The following is a 10,399-nucleotide window of genomic DNA, read 5'->3' as shown; positions in this document are numbered from 1 at the left end:
GTTTCGAGCTTACTTTATCTAAGGGTGAGTTAAGGCATGCAGCCGCTTACGCGCAGTTCAAGGGCGATAATCCGGGCATGATTACCGACGCAAACTTCATGTATGCCGCGAGCGCCAAGCGGGCTCAAATGGAGGGCAATGGCTACGATGACAACCCCAATGCTGCAAAACAGAGTTTCGCTCATGCGATGCAAAGTTTGAACAATGGCGAAATGGGTTGGGAAGCGCTGGACCGGCTTGGCCTGAAAGACCTCTATAGGCGGTCTTCGAGTTCCGAGCTGGCAAGTGGCAAGCTGGGTGTTGTGGATTATGGCCACCATTCAATGGCGGTGATTGGCGGGCGCATTGAATTGTGGGGTGGGCGCGGTGAAGGGCCTCAGGAAGGCAACGCCTACGCATTCGTGTAGCGCAAAAAAAACCGATAAACCCAAATGCATTCAGGTTTATCGGTTTTTTACATCCCGGGCGTTCAAGCCCGGGACTCACTCAGCTTATTGGCAAGCTTCGCAATCCGGCTCATCAATCGCGCAAGCCTTTGGCACGGGTGCCGGGCCGGCTGGAGCAGCCAGCACCGAATCATCACCGTGGTTGCCGCTGGAAACAGCGTTGAGCTTACCGGTGTTGATGGTCGACTTCTCGGTGCTGGTCGCGGCCAGGGCACGGAGGTAGTAAGTGGTTTTCAGGCCACGGTACCAGGCCATGCGGTAGGTCACGTCGAGCTTCTTGCCCGATGCACCGGCGATGTACAGGTTCAGCGACTGAGCCTGGTCAATCCACTTCTGGCGACGACTGGCGGCGTCAACGATCCACTTGGTGTCCACTTCGAAGGCGGTCGCGTAGAGCTCTTTGAGTTCTTGCGGGATGCGTTCGATCTGCTGCACCGAACCGTCGTAGTACTTCAGGTCGTTGATCATGACCGAGTCCCACAGGCCGCGGGCCTTGAGGTCGCGAACCAGGTACGGGTTGATCACGGTGAATTCGCCCGACAGGTTCGATTTCACATACAGGTTCTGGTAGGTCGGTTCGATCGACTGCGACACGCCAGTGATGTTGGCGATGGTTGCGGTCGGTGCGATGGCCATGATGTTGGAGTTACGAATACCTTTCTGCACACGGGCACGTACCGGCGCCCAGTCCAGGGTTTCGTTCAGGTCAACGTCGATGTACTTCTGGCCACGCTGCTCAATCAGGATCTGTTGCGAATCCAGCGGCAGGATGCCTTTGGACCACAGCGAGCCCTGGAACGTCTCGTAGGCGCCGCGCTCGTCGGCCAGGTCGCAGGAAGCCTGGATCGCGTAGTAGCTGACCGCTTCCATGGACTTGTCGGCGAACTCGACGGCAGCGTCCGAACCGTAAGGAATGTGCTGCAGGTACAGCGCGTCCTGGAAGCCCATGATGCCCAGGCCGACCGGACGGTGCTTGAAGTTGGAGTTCTGCGCCTGTGGCACCGAGTAGTAGTTGATGTCGATAACGTTATCGAGCATGCGAACGGCGGTGTTGACGGTGCGTTCCAGCTTGGCGGTGTCCAGCTTGCCGTTGACGATGTGGTTCGGCAGGTTGATCGAGCCCAGGTTGCAAACGGCGATCTCGTCCTTGTTGGTGTTCAAGGTGATCTCGGTGCACAGGTTCGAGCTGTGGACCACACCCACGTGCTGCTGCGGGCTGCGCAGGTTGCACGGGTCTTTGAAGGTCAGCCATGGGTGGCCGGTTTCAAACAGCATGGACAGCATTTTGCGCCACAGGTCTTTGGCCTGGATGGTCTTGAACAGCTTGATCTTGCCTGGGTACTGGGACAGGGCTTCGTAGTACTCGTAACGCTCTTCGAAGGCCTTGCCGGTCAGGTCGTGCAGGTCCGGCACTTCGGACGGCGAGAACAGGGTCCACGGGCCGTCATCGAAGACGCGCTTCATGAACAGGTCAGGGATCCAGTTGGCGGTGTTCATGTCGTGGGTACGACGACGGTCATCACCGGTGTTCTTGCGCAGCTCGATGAACTCTTCAATGTCCATGTGCCAGGTTTCCAGGTAGGCACATACAGCGCCTTTGCGCTTGCCACCCTGGTTCACGGCTACAGCGGTGTCGTTCACTACTTTGAGGAACGGTACAACGCCTTGGGACTTGCCGTTGGTGCCCTTGATGTAAGAACCCAGTGCACGCACCGGCGTCCAGTCGTTACCCAGGCCGCCGGCGAATTTGGACAACATGGCGTTGTCGTGGATCGCGTGGTAGATGCCCGACAGGTCATCCGGCACGGTGGTCAGGTAGCAGCTCGACAGCTGTGGACGCAGGGTGCCTGCGTTGAACAGGGTTGGGGTCGACGACATGTAGTCGAAGGACGACAACAGGTTGTAGAACTCAATCGCGCGGTCTTCTTTTTGCTTCTCTTCAATCGCCAGGCCCATGGCCACACGCATGAAGAACACTTGCGGCAATTCGAAGCGGATACCGTCCTTGTGGATGAAGTAACGGTCGTACAGGGTTTGCAGGCCCAGGTAGGTGAACTGCTGGTCGCGCTCGTGGTTGATCGCCTTGCCGAGTTTTTCCAGGTCGAAGGTGGCCAGGATCGGGTTCAGCAATTCGAATTCGATACCCTTGGCGATGTAGGCCGGCAGGGCCTTGGCGTACAGGTCAGCCATTTCGTGGTGGGTGGCGCTGTCGGCCACGCCCAGGAAGCCCAGGCCTTCGGCACGCAGGGTGTCCATCAGCAGGCGCGCGGTCACGAACGAGTAGTTTGGCTCACGCTCAACCAGGGTACGGGCGGTCATCACCAGGGCGGTGTTGACGTCGGTCAGGGCCACGCCGTCGTACAGGTTCTTCAGGGTTTCGCGCTGGATCAGGTCACCGTCGACTTCTTCCAGGCCTTCGCAGGCCTCGGTGATGATGGTGTTCAGGCGGCCCAGGTCCAGCGGAGCAAAGCTGCCGTCGGCCAGGGTGATGCGGATCGATGGGTGAGCTTGCACGGCCGATTCTTCAGCCGGGGAGCGCACGGCACGTTCCTTGGAACGGGCGTCACGGTAGATCACGTAGTCGCGTGCCACTTTCTGCTCGCCGGCACGCATCAGGGCCAGTTCGACCTGGTCCTGGATTTCTTCGATGTGGATGGTGCCGCCCGACGGCATGCGACGTTTGAAGGTCGCGGTAACCTGTTCGGTCAGGCGGGCAACGGTGTCGTGGATGCGCGACGAGGCAGCAGCGGTGCCGCCTTCAACTGCAAGAAACGCTTTGGTGATGGCGACGGTGATTTTGTCATCGGTATAAGGAACGACAGTGCCGTTACGCTTGATCACACGCAGTTGGCCAGGTGCAGTGGCGGACAGATCCAGGTTCGAATCAGCGGCCTGCGGCACGGAGCCTTGCGGGTTCTCGCGAGTTGTGTCGGTTTGCATGGGGGGTTGTCTCCACATTCTATATTTATTTGGGCACCATCACGGTGCCCACCGTTCCGTCCTGAAGCACTTACAACAGGCCTGGGCCTGGCATAACAACTTCGGGACAGGAGGAAGGGAGCTATTCGCGCCGCTTCCATGCCGAAGTCTTCGGTTCGGGGCTTGAAAGAGCCCTTGGCCGTATTCCTGCCGGGTGACAGTTGCTCGCTGCAAGCACTGCAACACCCGTACCGTTTTCTGCCAATCGGGCTGGAAAACGGTTGCCATCCGCGTGCGCGGTTTGGGCTTTTAAAAAATGCTTTGGTTCAACCAAACAGGAGCAAGAAAGCGCTTGAGTTTCTTGTCTGATTTGTGTTTGGTTTTTTGCTTAAAACCCTACATGTAGGGTTTTTTTAGCGCCGAGGTACAAGATAATGCGTTTTGGGGGGCTTAGCAACGCACTACCTGTGGATAACGCTGTGGGTAAAATGTGTATGAAACGTGGAACACCCGTGTAGGCCGCAGTACTGCTGGATTACGCCGTTTGTCACCGAATATTCCAAGGCAAAAACCGTCTGTTGGTTTTTTGAGGGCGCGAACCCTATCACAAAAAAACGCGATCACCGAATGGATTTCCCGGCTTGTGTTTAAGGGTTGGCCCATGGCTACAATCGGCCTTCATATAGAGGCAGCAGTGTGTTTGCTGCACATGACAATAATGAGAACCGAGGTAGCGCATGGAGCAAGAAGCCTGGCAGATATTGATCGTCGAGGACGACGAGCGACTGGCCGAGTTGACCCGTGATTACCTGGAGAGCAACGGCTTGCAGGTGTCGGTGGAGAGCGACGGCGCCCAGGCGGCGGCGCGCATTGTCGCCGAACAACCGGACCTCGTGATCCTCGACCTGATGCTGCCCGGCGAAGACGGCCTGAGCATCTGCCGCAAAGTCCGCGAGCGCTACGACGGCGTGATCCTGATGCTCACCGCCCGCACCGATGACATGGACCAGGTTCAGGGCCTGGACATGGGCGCCGACGACTATGTGTGCAAACCTGTGCGCCCGCGCTTGTTGCTGGCGCGTATCCAGGCGTTGTTGCGGCGCAGCGAGCCGGCACTACCCGCCGCCGTGGAAAGCCAGCGGCGCCTGCAATTCGGCCCGCTGGTGGTGGACAACGCCCTGCGCGAAGCCTGGCTGCATGACGGCGGCATCGAGCTGACCAGTGCCGAGTTCGACCTGCTGTGGCTGCTGGTGGCGAATGCCGGGCGTATCCTGTCCCGCGAAGAAATCTTTATTGCCTTGCGCGGGATTGGCTACGACGGCCAGGACCGCTCCATTGATGTGCGCATCTCGCGTATTCGACCCAAGATCGGCGACGACCCGATTCACCCGCGCCTGATCAAAACCATTCGCAGCAAAGGCTACTTGTTCGTCCCCGAAGCTGCCGCCGACATGCCGCTGTGAACTCGATCTTCCTGCGCATCTACGGCGGCATGTGCGCGGCGCTGATCCTGGTGGCGTTGCTTGGCGTGCTGGCCCTGCACCTGCTCAATGAAGTGCGCAGCGGCCAGTACCGTGAGCGCCTGGCCCACGGCACCTTTGCGTTGATGGGCGACAACCTGCAACCGATGAGCGCGATCGAGCGCCAGCGCGCCCTGGCGGTGTGGGAGCGCTTGCTCGGCATTCCCCTGGAACTGCGTCCGTTGGCGGACGCGCAGTTGGACCTGACCCAGCGCAACCGCCTGCAACGCGGCCAGGTGCTGGTGGAGCAGACCGGCCCGCATGCCGCGCGCGTGCTGCGCCTGGTCAGTGAACAGTCGCAGCTTGTGCTCACCGGTGAAGTGCAGCAGATCAGCGAGCAGCTGGCGCGTGCGACGATTTACCTGTTGGCTGACGAACTGGTGCGTTTTCCGGTGGCCGAGCAGCCGCAACGCCTGGCGGACATAAAAGAGGCCAAGGGCTTTGGCTTTGAGATGCACCTGATGACGCTGGATCAGGCGGATATGGATGATGACCAGCGCCGCCGGGTTGCGGAAGGCGACACGGTGATGGCCCTGGGCAAGGGCGGCGACTCCATCCGCGTATTCGCCGGCATGGTCGGCACGCCGTGGGTGCTGGAAATCGGCCCCTTGTATCAAATGAACCCGTACCCGCCGCAGTGGCTGATCCTGATCGCGTTGATCAGCCTCACGCTGATCGGTTTGATCGTCTATTTATTGGTGCGCCAGCTTGAGCGCCGCCTCAAAGGCCTGGAGGCGGCGGCCACGCGCATTGCCAAAGGCAACCTGGAAGTGCGCGTACCGGCCCGTGGCGCCGATTCGGTGGGGCGTTTGGCCGCCGCCTTTAATGGCATGGCCGAGCACTTGCAGCAATTGCTGGCGATCCAGCGCGAGCTGGTGCGCGCCGTCTCCCACGAATTGCGCACGCCGGTGGCGCGCCTGCGTTTCGGCCTGGAGATGATCGGCGACGCCGCCACCCCAGAGGCGCGGCGTAAATATATGGACGGCATGGACAGCGATATCCAGGACCTCGACGGCCTGGTCGACGAAATGCTCACCTACGCCCGCCTGGAGCAAGGCGCGCCGGAACTGAATTTCCAGCGGGTAGACCTCAGCGCCTTGCTCGATCAGGTGATCGGCGAATTATCGCCACTGCGCCCGCAGGTCAGTGTTGCCCGTGGCATCTGCCTGTCTTCGGCACACTGGGACGATGCCTGGGTCGACGCCGAGCCGCGCTACTTGCACCGCGCCCTGCAAAATCTGGTGGGCAATGCCATGCGCCATGCCCAGGGCCGGGTGCTGATCAGCTATCAAGTGGGGCAGGTGCGTTGCCGCCTCGATGTGGAAGATGACGGGCCGGGGGTGCCGGAAAGCGCCTGGGAGCGGATTTTCACGCCATTTTTGCGTCTGGACGATAGCCGCACGCGAGCTTCAGGCGGGCATGGCCTGGGTTTGTCGATTGTGCGGCGGATTATCTATTGGCACGGCGGGCGGGCGTTGATCAGCAAGAGCAACAACCTGGGTGGGGCGTGTTTCAGCTTGAGTTGGCCCAGGGATCAGGACAAGACTTAAGACCGCTATCGCAGGCAAGCCAGCTCCCACATTTTGAATGTATGCGCACATCAAAGGTGGGAGCCGGGCTTGCCCGCGATAGCGATCTATCAGGCGCCGACAGCCACCAGACTCAACAACTGCTCCCCCTCCACCGCAAACTGCCCCTCCAACTCAGTGCCATAACACCACTCAGCAGACAGCTCCGTCAGCAACCGCAACCGCACATGGCCTGCCTGCGACCACTCAAGCACCTCGGCGTGCTCAAAGTAGAAACGCTTGTGCACAATCGGATACAGCGCTTTGAACAGGCTCTCCTTGACCGAAAACGTCAGCGTCACCAGCAGGGCATTCTGCTCGCGCGGCCCCAGTGACATGCGCTGCAATTCGTCGGCGGTCAGAATCTCTCCAGCCAAACGTTCCGCTCGCTCCCGTGACAGCAGATTTTCGAGGTCCATCCCCAGCCCGCGCCATTGCGCCTTGTGCCCGACAATGGCCGCCGCGTGCCCGGTGCTGTGGGTAATGGAACCGCTGATATGCCCAGGCCATACCGGCGCACGGTCGTCACCGATGGCCGGTACGCAATCGAGCTGATCAAGCTGTTGCAACGCCGCCCGTGCGCACAGGCGACCGGCAAGGAACTCCGCCTGGCGTTTGGCCACCGAGCGCTGGATGCTGGCCGGAGGCGGCACGGCGCTGCGCTGGAAGTCATCGGCGAGCAACAAGGCCGGGTCGAATCGCGTGCTCAAGAACACCGTGCCCGGCAGCGGGATGGGCAGTGGCCAATGGGCATCGAGCGGGGTGCAACAAGCGGGTAGAGGCGTCATGCGCGGTATTTTGCGTCAGTTGGCGCGCCGGTGGATAGTCCGTAACGGTTCAGGCCTGGTTCAGAGCCCGTTCAGGGGGAGTTCAGGGGCGCCTGCGTAGTCTGGCTTCAACAGCCAAAACGCGTAGAGGTAAGCCCCATGACTGCGATCAAAAAGCTGATTCTCGCCTTGAGCATGCTCGGCGCCACTGCCGGGGTTCAGGCTTCGGACGGTGCGTTTGCCGCTTTCGGCAGCGAGAAAACCAGGAAATCCAGCAACCTGATCCAGCGTGTGAGCTTCGAAGAGGTGGCTGGCCAGGCGGCGCCGTGGGGCCAGTCTTTGGGCATGACCACGCCGCAACCGGCCTACCGCACCGGCTACGAACACCTGACGGGCCAATACAATGGCATTAAACTGCGCCCGCAAGACTTGCAGGGCCGCTATGATATCCCCCTGTCGGACAGTTGAATCGCCTTGGAGAGCCTTATGAAATTGCTGGTCGTGGAAGATGAGGCGCTGCTGCGTCATCACCTGTTCACCCGCCTGACCGACAGCGGCCACGTGGTCGAAGCCGTGGCCAATGCCGAGGAAGCCCTTTACCAGACCGGCCAATTCAACCATGACCTGGCGATTATCGACCTGGGCCTGCCCGGCATGGGCGGCCTGGACCTGATCCGCCAACTGCGCAGCCAGGCCAAGACTTTCCCGATCCTGATCCTCACCGCGCGCGGCAACTGGCAAGACAAGGTCGAAGGCCTGGCTGCCGGTGCCGACGATTACGTGGTCAAGCCGTTCCAGTTCGAAGAGCTGGAGGCGCGCATGAACGCCTTGCTGCGCCGCTCCAGCGGGTTCACCCAGTCGACCATCGTCGCCGGGCCTTTGCTGCTCGACCTCAATCGCAAGCAGGCGTCGCTGGATGAGCAACCGTTGGCGCTGACGGCCTACGAGTACCGGATTCTCGAATACCTGATGCGTCACCATCAGCAGGTGGTCGCCAAAGACCGCTTGATGGAACAGCTCTACCCTGATGACGACGAGCGGGATCCGAACGTGATCGAAGTGTTGGTGGGTCGCCTGCGCCGCAAGCTGGAAGGCCCGGCCGGGTTCAAACCGATCGACACCGTGCGTGGCCTGGGCTACCTGTTCAATGAGCGCTGCCGTTGATTCGCTCGCTACGTGTGCGCTTGATGCTCGCGGCCACCACCCTGGCCGTGCTGTTTATGCTGGGCTTGTTGCCCGCCATGCAAGGCGCGTTCAGCCTGGCGCTGCAGGATTCCATCGAGCAGCGCCTGGCCTCGGATGTCACCACGCTGATTTCCGCCGCGCGGGTCGAAAACAACCGCCTGCTGATGCCTGCGCAGTTGCCGGACGAACGCTTCAACCTCACTGACAGTCGCCTGCTCGGTTACATCTACGACCGTGAGGGGCATCTGGTGTGGCGCTCGCGGGCGACCCAGGAAGAAAACATCAACTACAAGCCGCGCTACGACGGGCGCGGTAATGAATTTGCGCGGATTCGCGAAGCCAATGGCCAGGAGTTTTTCGTGTACGACGTCGAGGTCAAGTTGCTGGGCGGCAAGAGCGCGGCGTTCAGTATCGTGGCGCTGCAACCGGTGCGTGAATACCAACTGACCCTCGAAGGCCTGCAGGAAAACCTCTACCTGGGCTTCGGCGCGGCCTTGCTCGTATTGTTGACGCTGTTGTGGCTGGGCCTGACCTGGGGCCTGCAAGCCTTGCGGCGCTTGAGCCAGGAGCTAGACCAGATCGAAGGCGGCACCCGCGAAAGCCTCACCGAGGAACACCCACGTGAACTGTTGCGCCTGACCGGCTCGCTCAACCGTTTGCTCCACAGCGAACGCGAGCAACGGGCGCGCTACCGCGATTCCCTCGACGACCTGGCCCACAGCCTGAAAACCCCGCTGGCGGTGTTGCAGGGCGTGAGCGAAGACATGGCCCAGCGCCCGGAAGAACGCGGCCAGGCCTGGGTGCTGCAATCGCAGATCGAACGCATGAGCCAGCAGATCGGCTACCAATTGCAGCGCGCCAGCCTGCGTAAAAGTGGCCTGGTGCGGCACCAGGTGCGCCTGGAACCGGTGTTGCAAAGCCTGTGCGACACGTTGGACAAGGTTTACCGCGACAAGCGCGTGACCGTGACCTTTGAATTACCGCCCGAGTGCGATGTGCCGATCGAGAAGGGCGCGCTGCTCGAAATGCTCGGCAACCTGCTGGAAAACGCCTATCGCCTGTGCCTGAGTGAAGTGCGCATCAGCCTGACGGAGAACCTTGAAGGCACTGAGCTGTGCATCGAAGATGACGGCCCTGGCGTACCGCCCGATCAGCGTGCGCGGATTCTGCAAAGGGGCGAGCGGCTGGACCGCCAGCATCCGGGGCAGGGCATTGGCCTGGCGGTGGTCAAGGACATCATTGAAAGCTACAGCGCGCGGTTGACCCTTGGGGATTCGCCTTTGGGTGGCGCGGCGTTCAGGATTCACTTTCCGGCGGCGTGATCTTTATAGGCCGTGCCGGCCTCATCGCAGCATAGGTACCTACACAACCGGTTAACACGAAGTCTGTGGCAGGTGGGCTGTTGTGGCGAGCAGGCTTGTCGAATCGTCGCACCGCCTGCGTTGGGCTGCGAAGCAGACCCAAATCCAGACGCTGAGTTTTTTCAGGAAAATTGCAGTGTTTTTACTGGGGCCGCTTCGCAGCCCAACGCAGGGCAAGCCTGCTCGCCACAGGCGAAAGTAACTGCTTTTAAAAGTTGCGTAGATCGCAGGCAAGCCAGCTCTCACCTTTTTGATTGTGTGAACTCGATCAAACGTGGGAGCCGGGCTTGCCCGCGAGAGGCCCGCCCAAGCACTGCACCTCTAACTCTCCTGTGCCCGGTAAGCCCCCGGCGTCAATCCGGTCCACTTCTTGAACGCCCGATGAAACGCCGACGGCTCAGAAAACCCCAACTGCTCGGCAATTTCCTGTAACGACAAATCCGCCCGCCCCAAGTGGTAAATGGCGATGTCCCGCCGCAACTCATCCTTGAGCGCCTGAAAACTGGTGCCTTCCTCACGCAAATGCCGGCGCAGGGTTTGCGGGCTGATGTGCAGGTGCTGGGCGACGGCCTCCAGGTCCGGCCAGGGCGTGCGGTCGCGGCTGAGCAAGCGGCGCAGCTGGCTGCTTAAACT

General features: G+C 60.7%; 8 protein-coding genes and 1 pseudogene. 6 read left to right on the top strand and 3 right to left on the bottom strand.

The annotated features are described in order from the left end of the window. Window positions 1-407 (top strand): annotated as a pseudogene (locus FEM54_RS14125) (hypothetical protein); the annotation flags it as partial. Window positions 408-491: 84 nt separating this feature from the next. Here the strand turns inward: FEM54_RS14125 and FEM54_RS14120 are convergent. Further along, entirely contained in the window at window positions 492-3,386 is a 2,895-nt protein-coding gene (locus FEM54_RS14120) for a ribonucleoside-diphosphate reductase subunit alpha (protein WP_099548171.1), read from the bottom strand. A 716-nt stretch (window positions 3,387-4,102) separates the two neighbouring features. On the opposite strand from FEM54_RS14120, the gene FEM54_RS14115 reads away from it, so the two are divergent. Then, a complete protein-coding gene (locus FEM54_RS14115; protein ID WP_138451494.1) occupies window positions 4,103-4,828 on the top strand; it encodes a response regulator in 726 nt (241 codons plus the stop codon). Continuing rightward, window positions 4,825-6,435: an ATP-binding protein gene (locus tag FEM54_RS14110; RefSeq protein ID WP_138451492.1), complete on the top strand. Its 1,611-nt coding sequence runs from the start codon at window positions 4,825-4,827 to the stop codon at window positions 6,433-6,435. Before FEM54_RS14115 ends, FEM54_RS14110 begins: the two co-directional genes overlap by 4 nt. Before the next feature lie 89 nt (window positions 6,436-6,524). Here FEM54_RS14110 and FEM54_RS14105 read toward each other — a convergent pair whose 3' ends face one another. Next, a complete protein-coding gene (locus FEM54_RS14105) occupies window positions 6,525-7,241 on the bottom strand; it encodes a 4'-phosphopantetheinyl transferase family protein (RefSeq protein ID WP_099548169.1) in 717 nt (238 codons plus the stop codon). A 138-nt stretch (window positions 7,242-7,379) separates the two neighbouring features. Between FEM54_RS14105 and FEM54_RS14100 the strand changes: the two genes are divergently transcribed. Genes FEM54_RS14100 through FEM54_RS14090 form a run of 3 tightly spaced genes read left to right on the top strand, consistent with a single transcriptional unit; the run spans window position 7,380 to window position 9,727 of the window. Next, window positions 7,380-7,688, top strand: a complete 309-nt coding sequence (locus FEM54_RS14100; RefSeq protein ID WP_017138378.1) for a hypothetical protein — start codon at window positions 7,380-7,382, stop codon at window positions 7,686-7,688. Window positions 7,689-7,706: 18 nt separating this feature from the next. Then, a complete protein-coding gene (locus tag FEM54_RS14095) occupies window positions 7,707-8,384 on the top strand; it encodes a response regulator (protein WP_017138377.1) in 678 nt (225 codons plus the stop codon). After that, window positions 8,381-9,727 carry an ATP-binding protein gene (locus FEM54_RS14090; RefSeq protein WP_138451490.1) on the top strand — a complete coding sequence of 449 codons (1,347 nt, stop codon included), beginning with the start codon at window positions 8,381-8,383 and terminating at the stop codon, window positions 9,725-9,727. The genes FEM54_RS14095 and FEM54_RS14090 overlap by 4 nt, the downstream gene beginning before the upstream one ends. A gap of 360 nt (window positions 9,728-10,087) precedes the next feature. Here the strand turns inward: FEM54_RS14090 and FEM54_RS14085 are convergent. After that, window positions 10,088-10,399, bottom strand: a 312-nt coding sequence (locus FEM54_RS14085) for a helix-turn-helix transcriptional regulator (protein ID WP_138451488.1), incomplete at its 5' end; no start/stop codon positions are given.

Origin of the sequence: Pseudomonas edaphica, from assembly GCF_005863185.1 — a bacterium.
GTDB lineage: Bacteria > Pseudomonadota > Gammaproteobacteria > Pseudomonadales > Pseudomonadaceae > Aquipseudomonas > Aquipseudomonas edaphica.
The sequence above is the reverse complement of the archived record's forward strand: the minus strand, read 5'-3'. Positions and strand labels throughout refer to the sequence as shown.

Excerpts from the sequence above, each read along its gene's own strand:
- FEM54_RS14120 (WP_099548171.1), bottom strand. The coding sequence starts at position 3,386 with ATGCAAACCGACACAACTCGCGAGAACCCGCAAGGCTCCGTGCCGCAG.
- FEM54_RS14115 (WP_138451494.1), top strand. The coding sequence starts at position 4,103 with ATGGAGCAAGAAGCCTGGCAGATATTGATCGTCGAGGACGACGAGCGA.
- FEM54_RS14105 (WP_099548169.1), bottom strand. The coding sequence starts at position 7,241 with ATGACGCCTCTACCCGCTTGTTGCACCCCGCTCGATGCCCATTGGCCA.
- FEM54_RS14100 (WP_017138378.1), top strand. The coding sequence starts at position 7,380 with ATGACTGCGATCAAAAAGCTGATTCTCGCCTTGAGCATGCTCGGCGCC.
- FEM54_RS14095 (WP_017138377.1), top strand. The coding sequence starts at position 7,707 with ATGAAATTGCTGGTCGTGGAAGATGAGGCGCTGCTGCGTCATCACCTG.